Source organism: Rhizobium sp. 862_C5_N1_2 (assembly GCF_051811205.1).
GTDB classification, from domain to species: Bacteria; Pseudomonadota; Alphaproteobacteria; order Rhizobiales; family Rhizobiaceae; genus Rhizobium; species Rhizobium leguminosarum.
The window spans coordinates 3,149,180-3,172,374 of the sequence record NZ_JBPWPT010000001.1; the positions used below are offsets into that span (position 1 = coordinate 3,149,180).

A 23,195-nucleotide genomic window follows, 5' to 3' on the forward strand; every position below is an offset into this window, starting at 1 on the left:
CGGCGCCTCAGGCGGCGTTGAGATCGGCAATCTCGCCATATCGTGCAAGCAATCGCGGCGACGACATGTCGCCGGTTTCCTCGTCGACGATGACGGCATAGGCGGCCACGCCGACGAAACGCTCAGCCATCGCCGAAGCGATCTTTTCCGCGCTGACGGAGTTCGATGCCTGGCGCATTTCGCCGGGAACGAGATTGCCGCGGTTCTTGCGGTAAGGGAGAACGATGAACTTTTCAGCATTGGCCACGGCGATAGGTTCCAATTGATCGTTCCTGAAATGTTCTGATTTGCCGGAAGAAGTCAAGTCGCGGCCCGACGGCCCAATGGCCGGCCCTTCCCACAGGAGGAAGGGCCAGGCGAAATTGCGGTCAGGCAGCCTTCGTCTTCACCTTGCGTGCCAGATGCGCCACGACATTTTCGATCATCCGCATCCCGGCATCGCCACCGAGCGTCATGATCGATTCCGGATGAAACTGCACCGCGGCGATCGGCTCCTTGGCATGTTCGATGCCCATGATCGTGCCGTCGTCGCTTTCCGCCGTGATGATGAACTCGCGCGGCAGCGTCGAGGGATCGGCAAAGATCGAGTGATAGCGACCAACCGTCACCTCCTTGGCAAGGCCGGAGAAGACGATGCCTGGCTCCAGCACGCGAATGCGCGACGGCTTGCCGTGCATCGGCAGCGCCAGATGGCGCAGTTCCCCGCCATAGGCTTCGGCGATCGCCTGCAGACCGAGGCAGACACCGAAGATCGGCAGGTTGCGCGCCCGCGCCTTCTTGATCGTCGCCTTGCAGTCGAAATCCTTGGGCGTTCCGGGTCCGGGTGACAGCACGACGAGGTCCGGGTTCAGCCTGTCGAAGATTTCCTCCGGCACCGGTGTGCGCACGGTCGAAACCGTCGCCCCCGTCTGGCGGAAGTAATTGGCGAGCGTGTGGACGAAGCTGTCCTCGTGATCGACGAGCAGGATGCTGACGCCCTTGCCGACGCTCGCGACGTCGCGCTGGACCCTGCCGGAATTGCCGGTCTTGGCGTCTCGGATGGCGGAAAGCATGGCAGAGGCCTTCAATTCTGTTTCGGCTTCTTCTTCGTCAGGAATGGAATCGTTGAGCAGCGTCGCACCGGCGCGCACCTCGGCGATACCGTCCTTGATGCGCACGGTGCGCAGCGTCAGGCCGGTGTTCATGTCGCCGTTGAAGCCGACCATGCCGATCGCCCCACCATACCAGGCGCGTGGGCTTTTTTCATGGCTCTCGATGAAGCGCATCGCCCAGAGCTTCGGGGCGCCGGTGACGGTGACGGCCCAGGCGTGGCTGAGAAAACCGTCGAAAGCGTCCATGTCGTCGCGCAGCCGCCCTTCGATATGGTCGACCGTGTGGATGAGGCGCGAATACATCTCGATCTGCCGGCGGCCGATCACCTTGACCGAACCCGGCTCGCAGACACGGCTTTTGTCGTTGCGGTCGACATCCGAGCACATGGTGAGCTCGGACTCGTCCTTCTTCGAATTCAGGAGCTTCAGGATCTGCTCGCTGTCGGCGATCGGATCGTCACCGCGCTTGATCGTGCCCGAAATCGGGCAGGTCTCGATGCGACGGCCGGAAACGCGCACGAACATTTCGGGCGAGGCGCCGACCAGATATTCCTGATGGCCGAGATTGATGAAGAAGGAATAGGGCGACGGATTGATCGCCTTCAGCCGCTTGGAAATGTCGGACGGCTTGCTGTCGCAACGCTCCATGAACTTCTGCCCGGGCACGACTTCGAAGAGGTCGCCCTTGCGGAAACTTTCCTTCGCCTTGGTGACGAGCTCGGCATATTCGCCTGGCCGGTGATCGCTCTTGGGCGGAATGGCATCCGTGTGTTTGAAGGGCTCCGCTGCGATATCCTGGGCCTTGCCCTCGGTCGTCACGCCGTCTTTTTCGAAGTCGTAACGGTCGACCCAGGCCTTGGCTGCGTAGTTGTCGACGACGAGGATCTCGTCCGGCAGGTAGAGCACCATGTCGCGCTGGTCGGAGGGTCGCGTCAGCTTCAGATCGATCGCGTCGAACTGGAAGGCGATGTCGTATCCGAAGGCGCCGTAGAACCCGAGGCTCGCATCCGCCTGCGAATAAAACAGGTCGGTGATGGCGCGCAGCACGGTGAAGACCGTCGGCATCTTCGAGCGCTCTTCCTCGGTAAACACCCGGTCCGGCGTCTTGACGGCGAGGTCGAGGCGACGGGCGGAAGAAGCGCCGAGCACGATGTCGGACACCGTCTTCAGCCGCTCGGTCACGAAGCCGAGGATTACCTCGCCGCGTTCATTATAGGCCTCGATCCAGACGTCGCGCCCGAAGGAAGAGATGCCGAGCGGCGGATCAACGACGGCGGTATCCCAGCGCGTATAGCGGCCCGGATATTCGTAATTCGACGAAAACACCGCACCGCGGCGCTCGTCGAGCTTGTCGACATAGGAAGAGACCGCATCGCCGTAGGGGATCGCCCGCCGCTGCCGCGTGACTGATATGCCGCCTTTGGTCTCGTAGATTTCCGCACCATCATCCCGCAGGATCGTTACCATTGTTCCACTCCGTTATCGGGGCCCGGACGACAGGCGGCCATAAAACAAAAAAAGCCGCCTCGAAGTTTCGGGCGGCTCACTCGTCGTCTTTGAACACGATTGGTCGAGGCCGCCTTAGCGAACCCACCACCAAACTGCAATGTTCAAGGACTTGATCATGGAAAAATTGTTAGCCTGAGATCAGCCATTGCGCAAGAGGCGAATGCGGGAATGAAAAAGGGCGGCCCGAAAGCCGCCCCTCCCCAGCCTTGAAGAGGTGATCGTGATCAGAAAGTCTTGGTGATCGACACCTTGAACGTACGGCCCGGCTCCGAATACCACTCCTGCGGCTGCGACGCCGTCACCGAGGTCAGGTTGACGTCGCGCACGGCGAGCGCATTGCAATGCTCCTGATCGAAGATGTTGTAGACACCTCCCTGGATCCGCAGACCCTTCAACTGTTCCGGCGTCCACCATGCCGTCAGATCGACGACACCATAACCGGGCGCATCGAATGTGGTCGCAACATCGTCGTCAGGCATGGCTGCCGAAAGCGTCGAGGAAAGATCGAAACCGTAGTTGTCGTTGCTCCAACCGCCGCCGATGATCGCCTTGAAGGGAGCAACCGATCGCAAGTATTTGCCTGTATCCTCGTTGCGGCCATAGGCATAGGCAAGCGACGCATGCAGGTTGATGCCGTTGTTGAACGACTTGACGGCACTGGCTTCAACACCCGAAATCGTGGCCGCAGACACGTTGGTGTAATTAAATGTCGTGAAGCCGGTCGCGTCGACGCTCGTCACCGTCTGGATAAAGTTCTGGTAGCGGGTGTGGAAAGCCGCAATCCGACCGGTAAAATCGCCCGTGTCGAAATTGGCGCCGATTTCGACGCCGCGGCCGATTTCCGGTTCCAGATCAGGATTGCCAAGCTGGGCATAACGACTCGTCGGGTTGTAGAAGCGGCTGTAGAGCTCGTCCACGGTGGGTGCACGGAAACCGACTGCCAGCTGTGCGTAAATCTGCACGTCAGGCGTCAGCTCGTATGTCGCAAGAATCTTCGGCGACAGGCCGGCTTCCGTCCGATCGTTTAGGTCCCCGAAACGGGTAAGCCCGGTATTGCTTGCGAAACTTCCGCCGGTCGAGGGATTGTAGTTGAACCAGTCGAAGCGGAAGCCGGGTGTCAGCGCGAAGCCGGTATTGCCGATTTCGATTTTGTCTTCGAAGGTCAGCCCAAGATTCTGGCTGTCGACATTGGGCACTTCCGCCTGGTTGTTCAGCGCCGGGCACGTTGTGGGCGTCGGGCAAAGGGCCCAGCTATACTGGCTCCAGCTCGAAACGCCGACGTCGAGACCAACGCGAACGGAATGGCTGAGACCGGAATATTCGAAATCCTTCGTCGCCGTGCCGCGGAAGCCCCAGGTTTCGTTTTCTATCTGGTTGTTACGGCCATAAGCCACATTGGCAGTCGTACGGCCTCTGCTGCCGGCTTCCTTCTTCAGATCCAACCAGTAAAGCGTGGCTCGCGCACTGCTGAAGAATGCGTCGGAAGACTGCGCCTCATAATCGTAATCGAGAGAAACTCGGTCGCGGTCGCGCAATTCGCGGCCGTCATAATTGTCGATCAGGAAGTTGCGGGGCGTAGTGCCGCCCTGGAGCTCGCGCAGGTCGGTCTTGAGATCGCGCCGGAAGCGTTCGGCCGTCAGGCCGATGCGATGACCACCTTCGAGCTCCTGGCGCAGCTTGAAGAGCAGGTTGTGCTGGTCGAAATCGGCGGGATCCGCCTCGGTACGAGGACGGCCATAGCTGTCATTGTCACCCATATTGTCGCGTTCATGGCCCTTGCGGTAGCCGCCCTGAAACAGGATCGACGTGTTGCCGATCTTCTTGGCAGCCGCCACCGAGCCGGAAATGCTGCGGTCTTCGCTGTCGTATGTCGACTTGACGATCGCACCCCAATCACGGCCTTCGGGAATAAGATCCTCCGGCTCGAGCGTATTGAGAACGATGGCGCCGCCGAGCATTCCCGAGCCACCCTTGCTCGAATCCGCGCCTCGCACAATATCGAGCGAGGAAAGCGAATCGAAATCGAAGGTGTCGCCGCCGCCATTGGCGTTGGCCGGCGCGAAAGCGCCCTGGCGCGAACTATTCGAAATATACGGGATCGGAATGCCGTCGATGGTGGTCAGGATGCGAGCGCCGGAAAGGCCGCGCAGGTTGAAGCCCGCGTCGCCGCGTGAATAGTTCACACCTGCATCGACGCTGCGGCCGATATCGTCAAAATTGGTGACCTGCTTTTCTTCCAGCGTCTTGGCGGTGATCTCGGTCGCAAGCGGCGTGTCGGCGACGCTGCCCGGCGCCACGCGTTTGCCCTTGACGACGATCTTCTGCAGAACAGTGCTGTCCTCCGCGGTCGCTTGCGGCGTGGTTGCCGGAGCGCTTTGCGCGAAAGACTGCGAAACAGGAAGAACAACTGTGGCTGCCGTGCAGACCAATAGAACCGAACGCCAATGCCGGACGATCATAACCTACCCCTTAATGATGATTACCGGGCTGGCTGGTCGTGGCGCGTCGAACGCTCGATGGGCTGGCTGGGCTTTTGCGGATGAAGACGATGCAGAATTCCGCCTTCTTTTTGCCGCATAAAAAACATGAGAAGTATTGTCAACATAAACCAGCGACTTATGTTGAATAAAATTATCAAGTTTTAATGATCTCTCCCGACGTTGCGAAATTGCAACGAAATCCGCCCGCTTGCGTTATCCCTAGCTATCGACACCAGGGAATCGGATGCGTTGAGAAAACTTGCGATACTGGCGATCCTTCTCGCCGCAACCGCCGTTCTTGCCGGTGCCCGCCTGCCCGTTCACGGCCCTCTGCCACAACAAAGGCCGGATATCGAGGGCAGTTCCGCACCCACCCCCGATTCAAATGCCGGAGGCACACAACCGCCGCCGGCCGCAGAAATGCCCACTCCTGAACCGAAGCCCGACAATCAAAAACCAGAGACCCAAAAACCAGAGACATCGACGCCGAACGAAACGGCGACACCGAAAACCGAACCCGCCAAACCAATGCAGGGTCCGCCACTTCCCCCAGGGAAGGAAAACCCGCAGGGTCCGACGGAGGAGAACAAGCCCCCCGCCGCACAAACACTTGAGGAACAGCATCTGACGATCGAGCCCGAAAGCGATGCCGAACACGCCGAGTGCACGGCTGCGCTTCAGGCCCTGGGCGTCGTCTTCAAGGACACGCCACGCATCGACGACGGCAATGGCTGCGGCATCGACAAGCCGATCATCGTCTCCGAAGCACTGCCCGGCATCAAGCTGAAGCCGGAGGCGACGATCCGCTGCCCGGCAGCACTTGCCCTTGCCCGCTGGATGAAGGAGAGCGTCATTCCTGCCGCCTCCGCCGCCCTGCCGGAGCAGGGCCGCATCACCACCGTCAACCAGGCAACGTCCTATATGTGCCGCCTGCGCAACGGCGCCGAAACGGGCAAGATCTCCGAACATGCCCGCGGCAACGCCATCGACATTGCGAGCTTCCATTTCGAAAAGGGCGAAGATGTCGCCGTCCGCTCCCGTCGCGAGGATCCGACACTCACCGGCGCCTTCCAGCGCACCGTCAGCGCCGCCGGCTGCCTCTACTTCACCACCGTCCTCGACCCGGAAAGCGACGCCGCCCACGAAACGCATTTCCATCTCGACGTCATCGAGAGGAAGGGCAACTATCGTTATTGTCACTAAAGCATAATGCTGAAAGCAAAGCCGGATGGCGGCGAGCTTGCGTATCGCATGATCCTTCTCGGCAGGCCGAAAGGCCAAGCGCAATCTGCTTGGCCTCCAGATGCGACATTGCCGCTCAGCACCCCGACTTCCGCTTACGGCGCGTGAAGCAGACTTTCCGGTGGATCGCGGTTTCAAGCCGCCAGGCTTGCGATCCTTTGGACCAGCCAGAACATCGCGGCGGTGCCCACGATGTAGGCTGCCCCCTGACGTGCCAGCGTGGGCCGTATTGTGCTCAAGGCGCCCGCCACCTTGAACAGGATCAGCACTGCGGCCACGAAGATCAGCTGTCCCGCCTCGACGCCAAGGTTGAATGTCAGAAGGCCGAGCGGCACATCCGATTGCGGCAGACCGATCTCCTTGAGAGCGCCAGCAAAGCCGAAACCATGCAGCAGCCCGAACGCGAAAGCCACGACCCACGGATAGCTCTCGGAAAGTCGCCTTTCGCCAGGCCTGATCTTGATCAGTTCACTGGCGACAAACGCTATGCTGAGGGCAATCGTTGCTTCTACTGGCCTCTGCGGCAGACTGAAATATCCAAGCGACGCTCCAGCCAGAGTGATGCTGTGAGCGACGGTGAAGGCCGTGATCGTCTTCATCAGCATCCATCGATCCCGAATGAGCAGGATGAGAGCAAAAACGAAAAGCAGATGATCGATGCCGGAAAGGATGTGGTCGACCCCCAGCAGGAAATAGGTTTTCGCCACCGCGATGCTGGTTTGCGCGCCGGCTGCGGCGAAGGATGGCATTTCCGGCTTGAGACGGGCAATCTCCTTATTGCCGCGCGCGTATTCGATGCGGACAAGGGCATCGGTCATGGTTGACTGCAGCCCGTTGATACCGATTTCGCCCCCTTTCAACCCGCCTGCGCAGGTGACCGTCCATCGCTCGATATATGCGCCACCTTCGATCGACTTCGTGCGCCTGGCCTTCTCCCTGCACGAGACCGGCAGGCGTGCGTAAAGGCTGAGCCGCATCTCGCCTTGCGCCGGGATCTTCCAGACGACCGCGAACTCGTTCCGGGCGGTTTCCCGCATATCGAGATAAGCTGGCCGAATTTCATGGCCGTATCCCGGCTCGCTTAGAAATACCAGGAGGAGTAGGCCCAGTAGGGCTCCGAGCCGCATCATGGGCTGGTTTTCGCGTCGGTCAGGCTCTCGATGCGCACGACATACCCTTTAAGAAGCTCCGCAAAACGTTGGTCATCGAGTTTCCTCCGTTTTGCATTGATCCACTCGCGCGTCACGGCGTCGCGCACCTCGTCGAGGCTCGGCACTCGGCCTGGCTTGCGTTCCACCACCCGGACGAGATGAAATCCAAAGCTCGAAAGGACGGGACCTGTCCACTGCCCCACCGGAGCCTTGTCGAGTGCCTCGGCGAAATCCATCCCGAAAGTCTGAGCGATCGATGTCTTGTCGGTAAGTGGCAGATCGGACGGAAGCATAGTGGCATCACCGAGCGATGTGTAATCTACCGCAGGATTGGTCAGCAGTACCTGCAGGTTGGAGGTTGCGTCCCGTGCGACTGTCTCGCCACGCCGCTCCGGGTTGAGGAAGATCTGTTGGAATGCCAGCTTCGCATCGACATCGAACGCCCTCGGATTGGCCGCCAGATAGGCCTCCAGTTCAGCATCGGTGGCACCGAGCGCATCGGCGTCCGCGACGTTCAGGAACTCCATCTTCTGGCGCAAGCGACGACGAACAACCGTGTCGTCCTTGTCGAGCCCAAGCGCAAGCGCCTGACGAACGAGTATCTCCTCCTTCACATAGTCGTCGATGAGGCCCTTGAGTTCTTCCGCAGTCGGTGAACGCTGCCAGGTCTTGGTGAACAGGATGGCCATCTGCTCGATCTTCGGTGCCGTTACCACGATGCTGTCCGGCCTGTCTTTCGCGTCGGTGCCGATTGCCCCGTAGGCCGCGAAAATTAGTAGCGCGAACAGCAGGAAGTGGACCAGCGGCTCCCTCAAAACACTCTTCAACACCATCGCACTTGCTCGTTTACGGAGTGAATGGGCCCGAAAGGTTCGGCGGCCCACATAGCCGCCGGCATCGTGAAAAAATGCCCTTACATCAAGGCGTATACCAGATCGGCGAGGTGTAAGCGCGTTCGATGACGGTCATCCGCGTCCCCTCCAGCGGCTTGACGCCGAACCGCTTGGCGTCATAGGCGGTCCAGCGCGGTGTCGGAATCTCAATGACGCGCCCGTAATAGAAGGCCTTCTGCTTCGGATCGAAGCCCGGATCCTTCCAGACCGCGATCAATTCCGGTGCGCCGATGGTATTGGTCCAATTGGCATTCCCGATGTCCACAGTGTTGCCGACCGGCGGCACCTTGCCGTCGGCGCCCGGCTTGCGGTCGCCGCCCCAGACAACATCGTAAACCTCTTCGTGGGTCTCGCCGTTCTCGTCGAGCCAGCCCTTCACAATCTGGTAGCGGTCGAGATTGGCTCCGATCGGATCCCTCAACGCAGCGACGAGGAATGTCGGCGCCCTACCTTCCGGCGCGGCAGTGAGGTCGCCGCCCATAGGCACGCCCTTGCTATATCCGACAGCGCCGGGATTGCGGCTCTGGGCATCGGCTGGCTCGAAGTCCCAGCCGCCAAAGAAGCGCACGGTCATTCGTGGTCCAGTAGTGGCGTAAGTCTCCTTGCGCTGCATCGCATCCCAGATCGACTCTCGGGTATTTTCCATCGCCCAGACGGCGGCATAACCCGACGCGCCCACTTCCCAATCCATGACCATGATATTCGTCTTAGGATTTTTTACGAAAGTCGCCGTGAGACGCTCCGGACTTGGCTCTTGCGGCGTGGTCTTGCCGAAGAAGTTTTCCTCCTCCATGGCCGCAAGTCCTGTATGCGCATCGGAACTGCCGACCAAGCCGAACTTATACGGATTCGTGCCAAGCTGCGCTTCAAGCTTGAGACCATTTCGCAATGCGGACCGCGTATATTCGAACTCGAGCATATCCGGAGTTTTGGGGACGCTGGCATCGAGATTGCCGAAATCCCAGATCTCGAAATCGGCGAACTCGTCGTTTGGAGACAGAGTGGGATGGGCCTCACCGGTACCCTTCGTCTGGCTTGTCTCGTAGAGACGTTCCCACTTTGCACGCTCCTCGACATATTCTTTGTCGACCGGCTTGCCAGTGAACGACTCGATCATCGGAAACATGCGACCGTTAGACAGGTTGCCGTTATGGGCGATCGCCAGCACATTGCCGCCTGTCTTCTCTTCATACGCCTGCATCCATTTCCACAGGTCGCGGGGGTTGTCACTGCCCAACGGCTTCAGGGTCGTGTAGGGAACGACCTGATCCGCCTTGTCGCCGTTGTCGCGGAAGATCACATTGCGATGCAGATTGTTTCCTGCAGTGTTCGAGGTCCACTCGTAGCCGATAAAGGCGGTGAATCGGCGGGGATCGTTGTACTCTTCGGCGGCTTTTACCGTATCCTGCCACGCTGTCTTGTAGGGACGCGTCTCCGGGCCATAGATCATCGACTTAGGAAGCGTTCCCTTGCCGAAGCTGAAGATGATCTCCAGCGCTGCCGTGCCGCCGTCACCCGACTTGATCATATCGTACCAAGTCTTGGCCTGCGGATCGGCGATAACATCCGGCTTACCGGCAAAAAGATCAGGAAACATGCCCATATTATCGGAATGGTCTGCGACCACCAGGAAATCGAGTGGCCGCGACAGCTTGGCCGGTTGGCCGCTCGACGCCATGATTTCCTCACCGCGCGCGAAGCGATATGCATCGCGGGGCGTCAGCCTCGCACCGAATGCCCCGGCATCAAACGACGCTCCGGTGTGTAAATGAGTGTCGCCGAAAAACGGCCGGGTCGGAAAGTTACGCCCTGCATAGGGCGAATAGGCCGGCTTGCTGGCAAACGCCCTATTGGCGGTGGCCTTATCGAGCGCGCCGATATCCGTGGCCTCCTGGGCTGCGGTCGCCAAGGGAAAGCCCAGACTGATGAGCCCGGCAAGAATCAGCTTCACGGATGTGTTTTTCATCGTTCCCCCCCTTTTTCTTCCGCGTCATACTGACATCGCCTGACGGGGCATCCTTTGATCTGCCTCAATGACAGGACCCCTGCCTCCCGGTCCTCGGTCATTTCTAGGCGTGTTGTCGTGAATGCGGCTTCAATCATAGCACGCCGCCAAAACCTGTTCAGTCTCTCATTTTACAACCTCCAGAAGAAATCCAACTCATGTAGCATCTGGTTTCTGCAAACGCATCGCGGCCTGCCAGTTTGGCTTTGGCCGAGAACTGAACGTTGAACGAGCATGATGGGAATGGCGGTCGTTGGCGCTTCCGCAAATACCTCAACGGCCCCTCTATGTCCGATCCCTCTGAAACCGGACGTTGCGGTTCGTGAGCAGAGGACATAATTGTTTCAAAAGCCTGCAATCCGCGCTTGAATCAGGCCGTGAAATATCCAAATCAAAGATGCAAATGCAAAGACAAGGGTTGGCGGCGAATGAAGATCATCGCATAGCTGATTGCCGCTCTCTCTTTCGTCGCCATTGGATCGGTTACCGGCGAACTGCCTTGGTTCCTTGTCATCGGAATGTTGTTTTCCGCCCCTCTGGAAAGGCTTTTCATCTGGCTGTTCATCGATCCGGACTTTGAGAAGCGCCAGCGTCGTCGGGCCGAACGGCCCGTCCAGCGCTCCCAGGATCAGAACAATCCCTCGATATAACCTTGATCGTTGAGGAAAATCCGTTCCGCCGACGGCGATTTTGGCAGGCCGGGCATTGTCATGATTTCGCCGGTGATGGCGACGACGAAGCCGGCTCCCGCCGAAAGCCGCACTTCCCGCACGGTGACGATGTGGCCTTCCGGCGCGCCGCGCAGGTTCGGATCGGTGGAGAAGGAATATTGCGTCTTCGCCATGCAGATCGGCAGCTTGCCGTAGCCCTGCTCTTCCCATGTCTGCAACTGGTCGCGCACCGCCTTGTCGGCCGTCACCTCGCCGGCGTGATAGATCTTCGAGGCGACGATCTCGATCTTCTCGAACAGCGAAAGATCGTCGCCGTAGAGCGGCTGGAATTTCGCCTGTCCTGACTCGGCCAGTTCCACCACCTTGTGTGCCAGTTCCTCGATGCCCGCCGAACCTTTCGCCCAATGCTGGCAGAGGATCGCCTCGGCGCCGAGCCTCGAGACGAATTCCTTGACTGCCGCGATCTCGGCATCGGTGTCCGAGACGAAATGATTGATCGCCACGACGACGGGCACGCCGAAACGGCGGACATTGGCGACGTGCCGGCCGAGATTGGCGCAGCCCTTCTTCAATGCGACGACATCCTCCGTGCCGAGATCGTCCTTCTTCACCCCGCCATTCATCTTCAGCGCCCGGACGGTGGCGACGATCACCGCCGCATCCGGCTTCAGCCCGGCCTTGCGGCACTTGATGTCGAAGAATTTCTCCGCGCCGAGATCGGCGCCGAAGCCTGCTTCCGTCACCACATAGTCGCCGAGCTTCAGCGCCGTCTTTGTCGCCGTTACCGAATTGCAGCCATGGGCGATGTTGGCGAAGGGCCCGCCATGCACGAAGGCCGGATTGTTCTCCAGCGTCTGTACCAGGTTCGGCTGCATCGCATCTTTCAACAGCACCGCCATGGCGCCGTCGGCTTTCAGATCGCGCGCATGCACCGGCGTCCGGTCGAAACGATAGCCGATGATGATGTCGCCGAGCCGCCGCTCCAGATCCTTGAGATCGGTGGCAAGGCAGAGGATCGCCATCACCTCGGAGGCGACGGTGATGTCGAAGCCGCCCTGGCGCGGAAAGCCGTTGGCAACGCCGCCGAGCGAAGAGACCATGCTGCGGAGTGCCCGGTCGTTCATGTCCATGACCCGCCGCCAGGTGATGCGGCGGATGTCGATATTCTGTTCGTTGCCCCAGTAGATGTGGTTATCGACCATCGCCGCCAGCAGATTGTGCGCCGAGGTGATCGCATGGAAGTCGCCGGTGAAATGCAGGTTGATGTCTTCCATCGGCACGACCTGCGCGTAACCGCCGCCGGCCGCCCCGCCCTTGACGCCGAAGCAGGGGCCGAGAGAAGCCTCACGAATGCAGACAATCGCCTTTTTGCCGATCCGGTTCAGCCCGTCGCCGAGCCCGACGGTGGTCGTCGTCTTGCCCTCGCCCGCCGGCGTCGGATTGATCGCGGTGACGAGGATCAGCTTGCCGTCCTTCTTGCCTGTCTGCGCGGCGATGAACTCGGCGCTGACCTTTGCCTTGTCGTGACCATAGGGAGCGAGCTGCTCGACCGGAATGCCGAGCTTCGCCCCGATCTCGAAAATCGGCTTCTTGGCTGCGGCGCGCGCGATCTCGATATCGGATTTGATGGATGGCATGAAAGTTCCCCGTCCCGACCTCCGCAGACGCGGAGTTATTTGTTCTCTCTTTATCGGGATAGCGAAATATCGGCGGGGTGTGAATAGCGCCGCGCCTTGCGGCCGCCACGCCGGATGTTTATGTGGCGGGCAACGATCGCGGTTTTACAGGGTGAAGACATGAAAGCACTGGAACTCATCATCGAGCGCATCATCCTGTCGAGCCGCTGGATCCTCGTCGCCTTCTATATCGGCCTGGTAGCGGCGCTCGCCGTCTACGCGGTTTCCTTCGGCTACAAGCTCCTGAAGATCGCTTCCGGCGTCTTCGCCCTCGACGAGGCGGAGATGATCCTTGCCATGCTCAGCCTGATCGATGCGGCCCTCGTCGCAAGCCTGATCGTCATGGTGATGATCTCAGGTTACGAGAATTTCGTCAGCCGCTTCGATGAAGCCAGCGAAGCCGACAACGAAGTCTCCTTTCTCGGCAAGCTCGATTCAGGCAGCCTGAAGATCAAGGTCGCCTCCTCGATCGTCGCCATCTCCTCCATCCACTTGCTGCAGGTCTTTCTCAACGCCGACCAATACGAGGACGGCAAGATCATGTGGCTGACGCTGATGCATCTCGCCTTCGTCGCCTCCGCCGTCATGCTCGGCTTCCTGGAGAAGCTCATGAGCGTCACGTCAAAGAACGATTTGAAGGATAAGGCTTAGAGGACGGCACAGGGGGCCCTTTGAGCGGGTGAACAAACAACTGCCCGACGCAAAACGCCGAGCTATGCTCTTTCGCGTCCCGATATCAATTGACCGAAGCAGCAGCAGGAACGGTCTCTGCTTCAGCTTTCCTGGGGCATCGAAGGCTTTCCTTGGCATCCGGCCCACACAGGTGATAACCGGGCTCCTCATCATAAGGGATGATCCCATTGATGATGCCAAGCTCGAGCGCCTGAGAAGGAAGTATGATACTTCCTCGCTCAGTTGATGTGGCAGGCATCATCGTCTCGTATGTTTCGGCACTGACGCCCATCTCGTCGAAATAAGCGAAAAATCTCGTATATTCAGCCGTCGTGGGCCTAACGAGGCCGATCGCCGAATATCCGACAATCCGCGGCGTTCCGCTCATCAGGACAAGCGTACAGGTCGAAAGGCAGTACGCACGGCCGGCAAAGACTTCGCCTTCGGTCGGTCCGCTTTTGCCGATGCTGGCTATGCAACGCGGATCCAGCTTAGGACAATTCGGCAATTGCGTTCTGCCAATTGATGTCTCCAGACCTGCCGCACGGATCATACGCCCCATCGCGAAAGCCGCATCCATGTCCCCGCCATTAGACTGAAGGACGACCGGCAGCTTTCTTTCGCCGAGCGTCGTCAACATCGCCTTCAGCCGAGCCGGCGTGTCCGGCGTGATGTCTCCATCCGCGGAAATCCACTGCGTGCACTCCTCCTGGCAATTGCCATTGTACATCAGGAGAAAGTCCATCGGCCGGGTTCTCGGCAGTCTCTCGCTTATGTCTGCGGCCGCATCCTGCACGGGCGACTCAAATACCGGCGTCTCAGATACAGGCGCCTTAGCCGCCAGGGGCGCTTCGGCTACCGGATGGCCGTGACACACAGCTTCGGCCGCTGCATCCGGCGCGCAGAGCGGCATTCCGGGCCACTCATTGTAAGACAGCATGTCCGTGATGAGACCTGTTCGAAGTGCCTCTGCAACCGGTACGATATTGATGTTGTCAGGCGTGGCGCTCATCATCAGACCGATCACATCTTCGCTGACGCCCATTTCTTTCAAGTAGGCCGTCAAGGCAGCGGTAGCCTTCTTTCCAAGTTTGGTGGAACTGCTCTGCCCCGCCACCTTGCGCCCAACCTCCTTGCGGGAGATTTCCTTCTTCTTGCCGTTCACGATCTTGTATTCGATGCGATAGGAAACACGCACCTTGTTGTAGACGGTCGTGATCTGGTGGACGCCGATAAAGGCCCATTGCGACGAGACACGCGACGCACCGCCCGCTAACGCCAGCGGACAGGCGGAAAGACAGTATGCACCAGCAGAATAAGTGTAGCCGCCCGAGGCACCGTCCTTCGCAATAGCGGCTTCGCAGCGCGTATCCCCAACGGGGCACCCCTTCAGCCGCGTACCGCCTACCGCCGTTTCCAGCCCGGCCTTGCGAATTATCCGGCCCATCGCATAGGCGGCATCGACATCGCCACCCTCCGAACGGAAGACGACAGGCAACTTCCGGCCGCCGATCTTCTTGAGAATTTTTCTCAGCCGCGCGGGGGTATCGGACGTTATGCGTCCCTCCGCCGATATCCATTCCGGACAGTTTTCCCGGCAGAGAAAACTACGCACGAGGATGAAGCTCATCGGCGGCTGTGCTGCCTTCTTCTTCTCGGCAGCCTGCGAGGTTACCGCTCCGATCGGTAAGGTCAAAAGGAGAAAAACAAGTAATGATCTGGAAAATAGACACTTCACCAAAAAGGAAACTGCAAAGCGCACGATTAAATTGCCTCAGTTGTACTGAACATACGCTTAGCAATTGGATTGAACACCAGCAAGCCGGATTTCGACGCCCGCTGCGGCCCTCTTAGCCTTGTTCTCTCATTCGCAATCCGGCCTACATGGCGCCCCGCTGCGGCCGTGTTCACGCAGTTCATCTGCTCCAGCGCAAAGCGCTGCAGGTGGACCGGTCCATCGCCTTTACGCCGGTGCGAGAAGACCGGAGTTCTCATCGAACTCACTCAGGTGATTCTCCGCCTGCCCTGCTGCGTGAGGCCATAGCTATGCCGTCACGAAGCGCCTCAAGATACCGCAACGTTATCTTTGCAAGTCGAAACTCAATCAGAGCGCGATCTCCCGTGGCTAATTTCTCACAATTTGAATGAATCGGCCTGCCTTAAGTTAATTGGGGCTAGCATCCTGCAGATTTTCTGTGTTTGATAGCGGTAACATTGAGGCTGCCGGAGGCGTACAAATGTCTTACATGACTACCTCTGAAAGACAGTCATTGCTTTCGGCAGAGCTTGCGACCGCTCGAACGCGCAGCCTGTTTGCGCAGGCACTCGGCAGGGTTTCCACAGCCTTCGGATTGTCGCATGCGACGCTGATGCACGCTCCCTCCCCCGAAGACCTTCTCTTGAAACCTCTGCTGATCGAGAGCTCGCTTCCGGCCGCCTATGTCAGGGATTTCGACCGCGCCCACATGATGCGCGGCTGCCCTTTCGGCCTAAGGCTGAGGCAGTCCGCTGTGCCGCCGGCTTGGCACCTCAACGACGCCGTCAATGGTCAGGCCTTTCCCGCCGAACTGCGCGCCCTGATGTTGCGCCATGCCATACCGGCAGGCGTTGCCATGCCGACCATCGCGGCCGACGGCCAGCGCCTGGTCTTTTGGTTCTGCGGCGAGCGCACCGCACTCGGCCAGAGCGAGATCAACGAGCTGGTAATGATCATTCTCCATGCACTCGATGCATACAATGCAGTCAAGCGCAACGAGGAATGCGCGCATACCGCGCTATCGAACCGAGAACTAGAAGTTGTGCGATGGACGGCCCAGGGCAAGACCTCGATCGAAATCGGCCAGATCCTGACGCTCTCGGACCATACGGTGAACGCCTATATGACGAATGCGATCAAAAAACTCGATTGCGTCAACCGCACCCAGTTGGTAGCTAAGGCAATTCGATTGAAGCTGATCAACTGAGGAATCGGAAGAGAGTCGGCACGTCGTCCCGTGATCTGGGGGAATCGTGCCTCTTCACTTCGAACAGCCCGTCATTGACAAGACAGAACAATCCCGCGCCCACATCGGCATTACCGATGCGGAAGTCGTCCAGATGCTCGCTGCCTACCGTCTTTTCGGCTTTTGGCGCATCGACATCGAGACAGGACATTTCTTTGCAAGCGAGGATGTCCACGCGATCTTCGGCCTCCCTTACAGCGACGGCCCTGTCAACCTGACAGAGCTGATGTCGCGCATCCACGAGGAAGACCGCAGCCTGATCGCCCAAACCTTCGAAGAAGCAAGCCTTCACGGCGTCGGCTTCCATTTCGTCTATCGCGTCGACAATCGGCTTGGCGGCTATAAGCTGGTGCGCAGCGTCGGCCGCTTCCGTGACGATGAAAGCGGCGGCGGCATCGTCGGCGTCACCTATGAATTCGTCGAAAGACTGCGCGTCGTCGGCTTCGAGGACAACACGATACCCCGCTGATTCAACAACGATAGCGCGTCCTGCTGGACGCGCAGGATCCAAAGCATGTCGCGCGACACCGACATGCGTAAAAGCAAAGAGCCAAAGCGCGAGGAGCGAATCTGAAAGATCGCGACGCGCTTTAGCGGTCGAGCACCGAACGGATCTCGACGAGGTTCGAGCGCACCCTCAGAATATAGAAGCCCATCGTGGCGAGATGGCTCGGCATGATCCAGCCATCCTCACGCCCGTTCGAGATGATCGCCGGCTGGATGCGCAGCGCCGACTGGAACTGCCGCATGGTCCCGCCCCAGATCGCTCCGAGATTGCGTTCCGCCACCACCTGCGAGAAATCCGCCTGGGCGGCCGCCATGATCGCGTAATAGCCGTATAGCTGGCCGTAGGCGAACCAGAACCGGTCGTCGGCACGTGTATCGAACCAACCGCGGTTGTGGTTTTCAGAACGCTCGGCGAGCATGTCGGAGGTGCCGCCGAGATCGTTGGCGATGCGGTCGATGAATTGGACGAGATTGTCGGCACGTCCGTCGAAAATGGCGTTGCAGAGGGCGAGATCGGTGTTGAACTTGCGCAGGCTGCCGATCGCCGAGCGATAATAGGAAGGCGTCGGCGTCTTCGGCCCGAAGGGATTGAGCCCGAAATACCAGCTATATTCGTCGAACTGCAGGTTGCCACGTGCGTTCTGCAGGTCGTTGTTGATGCCCGATGTGCCGCGCACACGTCCGAGCGTATCGACAAGCTCCACCGAGGTTCGCCGGACCGCCTGGTTGACGCCGCGTTGGAACGACGCCTTGTTGTCGAGGAAGGGCGTGTGATCCCAGTCGATGCCGAAGAAACCCATCTTGTAGAGCACCATGGAGGAGATCCATGCGTTCTGGTTGACATTGAAATCGGTCAGATCGGCCGCGACGTCGACGATCGCCGAGCGCTGGCAGGTCTTCGGCGCCGTCGTATTGGCGCCCTCGGCGACCGGCACTTCCTGCCCGGCGGCAACCTTGCGTTCGGAAAGCCGGTACTGGTCGACAAAGGCGGTGTTAAAATTCGACCAGACCTGCGTCTCCCAGAAGAAATAGCCGTAGAGCGCGACCAGCAGCGCCACGAACGCGATGACCGGCAACCGGATCATCCAGCTCCGGCGCTGATACCAGCCGTGCGCGGCAAGAAAGGGCCAGAAGGCCCAGGCGGAAAACAGGCGGGCCCAGCGGCCGATCATCTGGCCGATCAGCCTGAAAAAACCGGCTATCCGGTCAAGCATCGTCGTCTCCTGTCAGGCGAGGCGAACATCGGGACATTGCCGCCCCGCTGCATCCCACATATGCGCTCGATGGGCCGAGCACAACACGAGCCCTTCGATTTTCCGGAATGGAAGCATTGGGAAGAGGGGGTATTGTCTACGCCTGTGGGTCAGGAGCGCAGGAAAGGCAGGCTGAAACGGAAGGACCTGCGCGCTGTGTCGATCAGAGGTGCTCCCGATGTTTCCGGCGGCAGTTCGGCATAGGTCGGGAACCTTCTGGCGAATTCGAGATCGACACGGCTCTTGCGCCGCTCCAGATCCTGGGCGACCAGCATGCCCTTCTCGAACAGCCTGATCGGCGCAGCGATATCAGGAAAGAGTTCCGGCTTGATCCTCACCTTCATGCCTGGCCGGTCGGTATCGACCTGCGCCTGGTAGATGATCAGCCGCTCCTCTACGTCGATCAACAGCTTGCGCAGCAGCAGGTTGCAGGCAGCGATCCGACCATTCAGCGAATCGACAAAAGCCTGGAACAGGCCGATGAAGCGCTCACGCCGCTGGCTGTCGTCGCGCATCTCGTGTTCCCCGGCGGAAATCCGCTCGGCTTCCGCCTTCAGCGCCCGCCGCTCTGCCTCCATCTGCTCCCAGTGCGCCCTGTTGCCATAGACGCCGATACGGCCTTGCGTCGTCAGCGCCTTGGCATTGAGCTCCTTCATCTTGAGACGGGCGATATCGATGGAAACGACCAGTCGGCGCCTCTGCTCGACGATGTCGACGAGGTTGAGTTCGGCTGCCCTGTGCCGTTCGGTGAGCGCGGCGCGCTGGCCGGCGATCAGCCTGGCGAGAGCGTCCGATTTCGTCAGAAGGTCGAGCAGCCGTTCGATGACCGGCGCCTCGCGCACGCGTTCCGTATACATGCGCCACATCCGCTGGCGCGACACCCAGCCGGCCATCTTCTCACGCGGCGTCAGCCCCCGGAAACTATCGAGATCGGCAGAAACCTCGGCCGTCAGCCGGTCGAGGGAAAAAACCAGCTCGGCCATTTGGGCGTCAAGCGTCGCAGCATCGGCGATATGTGCTTGGAAGCGGGCATTCTGCTCGAGGAAGACCTCGTCGGCCGACCGTGTTTCGTCGCCGCCGAAGGCGCCGATCGCGGCCACGCAATAGGACCCCTCGGCCGCAATCCTCTCGGCAAGGCTGTCGGCGGCTTCGTACTGGCTGTCGAATGGCGGGGGTTTGCGCACCTGATCTCTCCAGGGAATCTCCTGACCCCAAGCTAGTCGCTTGCGGCGCCAAAGAAAACAGGCGGCGTCGCCGGCTTCAGACCGGCTCGGCGATCCAGGCACCGTTCATCGCGTCGTCCCAATGCCTGCGGCAGAGCGACACATATTTCTCGTTGCCGCCGACATCGATCTGGGCGCCTTCGTGCAACACTTTTCCTTCTCCGTCGAGCCGCACAACCATCGTCGCCTTGCGCCCGCAATGGCAGATCGTGCGCACTTCGCGCATTTCGTCGGCGATCGCCAGCAGTTCCTGCGAGGCCGGAAACAGCTTGCCCTGGAAATCGGTTCTCAGCCCGTAGACCATCACAGGGATTCCGAGCCTGTCAACGACGCGGGCAAGCTGCCAGACATGGACAGGCGTCATGAAATGCGCCTCATCGACGAAGATGCAGGAAATCGGTGCTCCTTCGCCGCTCAGCGTCGCAACCAACCGGAACAGATCCTCATGCGGCTCGAAGGGAATGGCGCTCGCCTCCAAGCCGATCCGCGAGCCGATGACGCCTCGGCCCGCGCGCTCGTCGAAAGCGGCGATCAACTGCACCGTCCGCATGCCGCGCTCCTGGTAATTGTAGGAGGCCTGCAGCAGCATCGTCGACTTGCCGGCGTTCATCGTCGAGTAGTTGAAATAGAGTTTTGCCATCCGATTTCTCCTTAATCGGCTTATTGAAAGCTTGGAATGGCAAAGAAAAGCCCCGTGACGGCGATAATCACAGGAATCCACGCTCAAAAACCGCCGAAAGCCCAGAAACTAAGGCGTCGCGAAAAAATCCACCGACGTCGCAATCGCATGGGTCGATACGACGCAAACGCACTGAGGTCGCTTGTCAAACTCGGCTATTGATGGTTGGCTTGGGAACTTAAAGACTGGGAGTCTAAAATGAAAACAACAAGCACGTTCAAACTCGTTACCGCAACTGCCGTCGCCGCCCTCTCCGTTGCGACCGCCGCCTTCGCCGCCGATCCCGACAGCTGCTCCACCGTTCATTTCTCGGACGTCGGCTGGACTGACATTACCGCTACCACCGCCACCGCATCCGTCGTCCTGAAGAGCATCGGCTATCAGACCGACATCAAGGTTCTCTCGGTGCCGGTCACCTACACCTCGCTGAAGAACAAGGACATCGACATCTTCCTCGGCAACTGGATGCCGACACAGGAAAAGGACGTCCGGCCCTATCTCGACGACAAGTCGGTCGAATCCTTCGGCCCCAACCTCGTCGGCGCCAAGTATACGCTCGCCACCAACGCCAAGGGCGCCGAGCTTGGCATCAAGGACTTCAAGGACATCGCCGCTCATAAGGACGAGCTGGATGGCAAGATCTATGGCATCGAGCCCGGCAATGATGGCAACCGCCTCGTCATGGACATGATCGAAAAGAACACCTTTGGCCTGAAGGATTTGGAAGTCGTCGAGTCCTCCGAGCAGGGTATGCTCGCTCAGGTCGCGCGCGCCGACAAATCAGGCAAGCCCGTTGTCTTCCTCGGCTGGGAACCCCATCCGATGAACACCAACTTCAAGCTGACCTACCTGACTGGCGGTGACGATATCTTCGGTCCGGATTTCGGCGGCGCCAAGGTCTTCACCAATGTCCGCGCCGGTTATCTCGACGAATGCCCGAATGTCGGCACGATGCTGAAGAACCTGACGTTCTCCCTCGACATGGAGAACCACATCATGGGCAAAATCCTGAACGACGGCAAAGAGCCGGAGGCTGCAGCTTCCGAATGGCTGAAGGCGAACCCCACAGCACTCGAGCCCTGGCTCGCGGGCGTCAAGACCCGCGATGGCAAGGGCGACGCTCTCGCCGCCGCCAAGACCGGCCTCGGCCTCTGATGATACGAACGGGGCGGCTCGCCGCCCCGTTTCATTTTTGTCCGATTGTTGTTTTTCTGGATGGGCGCGCCCTTGAATTGGATCACCGAATTTAAGATTCCCGTTGGCCCCTGGGCCAAATCCTTTGTGGACTGGCTGACCTCGAACGGCGAATGGTTCTTCAACCAGATCGCCTTCCTGCTGTCGAGCGCCATAGACGGCCTGCTCTTCGTGCTGCAGAAGCCTCATCCGCTCATCGTCATCGCGGCCATCACCGCCATCGCCTTTTGGCTGCGCCGCTCGATCGCGGTCGCCGTCTTCACCTGTCTCGGGCTGCTGCTGATCGTGAACCAGGACTATTGGAAGGAAACGACGGAGACGCTCGCCCTCGTGCTGGCCGCCACCTTCGTCTGTATGGTGATCGGCATTCCGCTAGGGATTGCTGCCGCCCGCCGCCCTTGGATCTATGCTGCCATGCGCCCGGTACTCGATCTCATGCAGACCATACCGACATTCGTCTACCTGATCCCGGCGCTCATCCTGTTTGGCCTCGGCATGGTGCCGGGCCTGATCGCCACCGTCATCTTCGCAATCCCCGCCCCGATCCGGCTGACGCGCCTTGGCATCATCTCGACGCCGCCGTCCCTCGTCGAAGCCGCCGTCGCTTTCGGCGCGACGCCGATACAGGTGTTGCGCAAGATCGAGCTTCCCTACGCCACGCCGCAGATCATGGCGGGTCTCACCCAGACCATCATGCTGTCGCTGTCGATGGTTGTCATCGCCGCCCTTGTCGGCGCTCCCGGGCTTGGCGTGCCCGTCGTCCGTGCGCTGAACACCGTCAATATCGCCAAGGGCTTCGAGGCGGGCTTCTGCATCGTCATCCTGGCAATCATTCTCGACCGGATGTTCCGCACGGCGGGTGAAGGAGGCGGTGCATGACCGCGGTAAGCTTTAACAATGTCAGCATCATCTTCGGCGATCGGCCGGAAACCGCGCTTGCCATGGTCGATCAGGGCAAATCGCGCGACGAAATCGGCGCCGCCACCGGCTTGGTGCTCGGCGTCGCCGATGCCTCGCTGACGATCGAGGAAGGCGAGATCCTGGTGCTGATGGGCCTTTCCGGCTCCGGCAAGTCGACGCTGCTGCGCGCCGTCAACGGGCTCGCTCCCGTGGTGCGTGGTGATGTCGCCGTCTCCACGACCACCGGCCCCGTCAACCCTTACAGATGCAATGCCAAGGCGCTGCGGGATCTGCGCACGCACACCGTCTCCATGGTGTTCCAGCAGTTCGCTCTCCTGCCATGGCGCACGGTCGCCGAGAATGTCGGCTTCGGCCTCGAGCTCGCCGGCATGCCGGAAGCCGAACGCAAGCTCCGCGTCGGCGAGCAGCTTGAACTGGTCAACTTGACGAAATGGGCGGGCCGCAAGGTCAACGAGCTTTCCGGCGGCATGCAGCAGCGTGTCGGCCTTGCCCGCGCCTTTGCCACCGGCGCCCCGATCCTGCTCATGGACGAGCCTTTCTCGGCGCTCGACCCATTGATCCGCACCCGCCTGCAGGACGAGCTCCTGGAGTTCCAGCGGCGGCTGAAGAAGACCATTCTTTTCGTCAGCCACGATCTCGACGAGGCCTTCCGCATCGGCAATCGCATCGCCATCATGGAGAGCGGCCGCATCATCCAGTGCGGAACGCCCCACGACATCGTCAAGAACCCCGCAGACCAGTATGTCGCCGATTTCGTGCAGAACCTCAATCCGATCAACATGCTGACGGCGGCCGACGTCATGCAGCCGGGCCTTGGCCAGACTGCCGCCGGCATGAGCGTCAGCGCCACGGCCCGCGCCGCGACCCCGCTCATCGATATCCTCGATGCCCTTGCCCGCCAGCCAGGCAGTATCGGCATCGTCGAGAACGGCGCGATCGTCGGCACCATCTCGGCTCAGGATATCGTTGCCGGCCTCACCCGCCATCGCCGCAAGCAGGAAGCTTGATGTTTTCCATCCGCTTTGT

The 23,195-nt window shown here is 59.9% G+C and carries 19 protein-coding genes; 7 read left to right on the forward strand and 12 right to left on the reverse strand.

Annotated features, from left to right (window positions below; translation table 11 throughout):
* Nucleotides 1-7: 7 nt before the first annotated feature.
* The 3 genes from ACD590_RS15900 to ACD590_RS15910 form a co-directional block, all read right to left on the reverse strand.
* Entirely contained in the window at nucleotides 8-247 is a 240-nt protein-coding gene (locus tag ACD590_RS15900) for a hypothetical protein (RefSeq protein ID WP_003561395.1), read from the reverse strand.
* A 121-nt stretch (nucleotides 248-368) separates the two neighbouring features.
* The gene (locus tag ACD590_RS15905) at nucleotides 369-2,558 is read right to left on the reverse strand and encodes an anthranilate synthase (RefSeq protein WP_113542370.1); all 2,190 of its coding nucleotides are present in this window, start codon (nucleotides 2,556-2,558) and stop codon (nucleotides 369-371) included.
* 266 nt (nucleotides 2,559-2,824) lie between these two features.
* Nucleotides 2,825-5,059, reverse strand: a complete 2,235-nt coding sequence (locus ACD590_RS15910; protein WP_439020873.1) for a TonB-dependent hemoglobin/transferrin/lactoferrin family receptor — start codon at nucleotides 5,057-5,059, stop codon at nucleotides 2,825-2,827.
* Nucleotides 5,060-5,329: 270 nt separating this feature from the next.
* Between ACD590_RS15910 and ACD590_RS15915 the strand changes: the two genes are divergently transcribed.
* On the forward strand, nucleotides 5,330-6,283 hold the full coding sequence (locus tag ACD590_RS15915) for an extensin-like domain-containing protein (RefSeq protein ID WP_130652847.1): 954 nt from the start codon (nucleotides 5,330-5,332) through the stop codon (nucleotides 6,281-6,283).
* 173 nt (nucleotides 6,284-6,456) lie between these two features.
* Here the strand turns inward: ACD590_RS15915 and ACD590_RS15920 are convergent, their stop codons facing one another.
* From ACD590_RS15920 to ACD590_RS15940, 5 genes are all read right to left on the reverse strand, one after another.
* Nucleotides 6,457-7,452: a HupE/UreJ family protein gene (locus ACD590_RS15920; protein ID WP_439003030.1), complete on the reverse strand. Its 996-nt coding sequence runs from the start codon at nucleotides 7,450-7,452 to the stop codon at nucleotides 6,457-6,459.
* Nucleotides 7,449-8,357 carry a peptidyl-prolyl cis-trans isomerase gene (locus ACD590_RS15925; RefSeq protein ID WP_439003031.1) on the reverse strand — a complete coding sequence of 303 codons (909 nt, stop codon included), beginning with the start codon at nucleotides 8,355-8,357 and terminating at the stop codon, nucleotides 7,449-7,451. The genes ACD590_RS15920 and ACD590_RS15925 overlap by 4 nt, the downstream gene beginning before the upstream one ends.
* A 34-nt stretch (nucleotides 8,358-8,391) precedes the next feature.
* Nucleotides 8,392-10,332, reverse strand: coding sequence for a DUF3604 domain-containing protein (locus ACD590_RS15930; protein WP_439003032.1), 1,941 nt, complete (start codon nucleotides 10,330-10,332; stop codon nucleotides 8,392-8,394).
* A 430-nt stretch (nucleotides 10,333-10,762) separates the two neighbouring features.
* On the reverse strand, nucleotides 10,763-10,924 hold the full coding sequence (locus ACD590_RS15935) for a hypothetical protein (RefSeq protein WP_439003033.1): 162 nt from the start codon (nucleotides 10,922-10,924) through the stop codon (nucleotides 10,763-10,765).
* Nucleotides 10,925-10,999: 75 nt separating this feature from the next.
* Nucleotides 11,000-12,679, reverse strand: a complete 1,680-nt coding sequence (locus ACD590_RS15940; protein WP_439003034.1) for a formate--tetrahydrofolate ligase — start codon at nucleotides 12,677-12,679, stop codon at nucleotides 11,000-11,002.
* Between the two features lie 159 nt (nucleotides 12,680-12,838).
* On the opposite strand from ACD590_RS15940, the gene ACD590_RS15945 reads away from it, so the two are divergent.
* Nucleotides 12,839-13,369: a TIGR00645 family protein gene (locus ACD590_RS15945; protein WP_018446715.1), complete on the forward strand. Its 531-nt coding sequence runs from the start codon at nucleotides 12,839-12,841 to the stop codon at nucleotides 13,367-13,369.
* An 85-nt stretch (nucleotides 13,370-13,454) separates the two neighbouring features.
* On the opposite strand, the gene ACD590_RS15950 is transcribed toward ACD590_RS15945, so the two are convergent.
* The gene (locus ACD590_RS15950) at nucleotides 13,455-15,152 is read right to left on the reverse strand and encodes a hypothetical protein (protein WP_439003035.1); all 1,698 of its coding nucleotides are present in this window, start codon (nucleotides 15,150-15,152) and stop codon (nucleotides 13,455-13,457) included.
* 475 nt (nucleotides 15,153-15,627) lie between these two features.
* On the opposite strand from ACD590_RS15950, the gene ACD590_RS15955 reads away from it, so the two are divergent.
* Both ACD590_RS15955 and ACD590_RS15960 read left to right on the forward strand, forming a co-directional pair.
* A complete protein-coding gene (locus ACD590_RS15955) occupies nucleotides 15,628-16,353 on the forward strand; it encodes a helix-turn-helix transcriptional regulator (protein ID WP_113542376.1) in 726 nt (241 codons plus the stop codon).
* 46 nt (nucleotides 16,354-16,399) lie between these two features.
* Nucleotides 16,400-16,861, forward strand: a complete 462-nt coding sequence (locus ACD590_RS15960) for a PAS domain-containing protein (protein WP_027683539.1) — start codon at nucleotides 16,400-16,402, stop codon at nucleotides 16,859-16,861.
* Between the two features lie 121 nt (nucleotides 16,862-16,982).
* Here the strand turns inward: ACD590_RS15960 and ACD590_RS15965 are convergent, their stop codons facing one another.
* The 3 genes from ACD590_RS15965 to ACD590_RS15975 form a co-directional block, all read right to left on the reverse strand.
* Complete coding sequence (locus ACD590_RS15965) at nucleotides 16,983-18,113, reverse strand: DUF2333 family protein (protein ID WP_065276282.1); 1,131 nt, start codon at nucleotides 18,111-18,113, stop codon at nucleotides 16,983-16,985.
* A gap of 149 nt (nucleotides 18,114-18,262) precedes the next feature.
* On the reverse strand, nucleotides 18,263-19,336 hold the full coding sequence (locus ACD590_RS15970) for a hypothetical protein (protein WP_439003036.1): 1,074 nt from the start codon (nucleotides 19,334-19,336) through the stop codon (nucleotides 18,263-18,265).
* 76 nt (nucleotides 19,337-19,412) lie between these two features.
* Nucleotides 19,413-20,015, reverse strand: a complete 603-nt coding sequence (locus ACD590_RS15975) for a thymidine kinase (RefSeq protein WP_018243095.1) — start codon at nucleotides 20,013-20,015, stop codon at nucleotides 19,413-19,415.
* Between the two features lie 237 nt (nucleotides 20,016-20,252).
* Here ACD590_RS15975 and ACD590_RS15980 point away from each other — a divergent pair, with 237 nt between their 5' ends.
* The 3 genes from ACD590_RS15980 (at nucleotide 20,253) to choV (ending at nucleotide 23,176) form a co-directional block, all read left to right on the forward strand.
* Complete coding sequence (locus ACD590_RS15980; RefSeq protein WP_018243096.1) at nucleotides 20,253-21,209, forward strand: choline ABC transporter substrate-binding protein; 957 nt, start codon at nucleotides 20,253-20,255, stop codon at nucleotides 21,207-21,209.
* Nucleotides 21,210-21,281: 72 nt separating this feature from the next.
* Nucleotides 21,282-22,127: a choline ABC transporter permease subunit gene (gene choW, locus ACD590_RS15985; RefSeq protein WP_026242356.1), complete on the forward strand. Its 846-nt coding sequence runs from the start codon at nucleotides 21,282-21,284 to the stop codon at nucleotides 22,125-22,127.
* On the forward strand, nucleotides 22,124-23,176 hold the full coding sequence (choV, locus tag ACD590_RS15990; protein ID WP_018243097.1) for a choline ABC transporter ATP-binding protein: 1,053 nt from the start codon (nucleotides 22,124-22,126) through the stop codon (nucleotides 23,174-23,176). Before choW ends, choV begins: the two co-directional genes overlap by 4 nt.
* The last annotated feature ends 19 nt before the right edge of the window (nucleotides 23,177-23,195 follow it).

Bases quoted from the DNA above. Each gene is read 5' to 3' on its own strand.
- ACD590_RS15965 (WP_065276282.1), bottom strand. From the start codon at position 18,113: ATGCTTGACCGGATAGCCGGTTTTTTCAGGCTGATCGGCCAGATGATC.
- ACD590_RS15905 (WP_113542370.1), bottom strand. From the start codon at position 2,558: ATGGTAACGATCCTGCGGGATGATGGTGCGGAAATCTACGAGACCAAA.
- ACD590_RS15980 (WP_018243096.1), top strand. From the start codon at position 20,253: ATGAAAACAACAAGCACGTTCAAACTCGTTACCGCAACTGCCGTCGCC.
- ACD590_RS15975 (WP_018243095.1), bottom strand. From the start codon at position 20,015: ATGGCAAAACTCTATTTCAACTACTCGACGATGAACGCCGGCAAGTCG.
- ACD590_RS15935 (WP_439003033.1), bottom strand. From the start codon at position 10,924: ATGAAAAGCCTTTCCAGAGGGGCGGAAAACAACATTCCGATGACAAGG.
- ACD590_RS15945 (WP_018446715.1), top strand. From the start codon at position 12,839: ATGAAAGCACTGGAACTCATCATCGAGCGCATCATCCTGTCGAGCCGC.
- ACD590_RS15930 (WP_439003032.1), bottom strand. From the start codon at position 10,332: ATGAAAAACACATCCGTGAAGCTGATTCTTGCCGGGCTCATCAGTCTG.
- ACD590_RS15940 (WP_439003034.1), bottom strand. From the start codon at position 12,679: ATGCCATCCATCAAATCCGATATCGAGATCGCGCGCGCCGCAGCCAAG.
- ACD590_RS15955 (WP_113542376.1), top strand. From the start codon at position 15,628: ATGTCTTACATGACTACCTCTGAAAGACAGTCATTGCTTTCGGCAGAG.
- choV (WP_018243097.1), top strand. From the start codon at position 22,124: ATGACCGCGGTAAGCTTTAACAATGTCAGCATCATCTTCGGCGATCGG.
- ACD590_RS15920 (WP_439003030.1), bottom strand. From the start codon at position 7,452: ATGATGCGGCTCGGAGCCCTACTGGGCCTACTCCTCCTGGTATTTCTA.
- ACD590_RS15910 (WP_439020873.1), bottom strand. From the start codon at position 5,059: ATGATCGTCCGGCATTGGCGTTCGGTTCTATTGGTCTGCACGGCAGCC.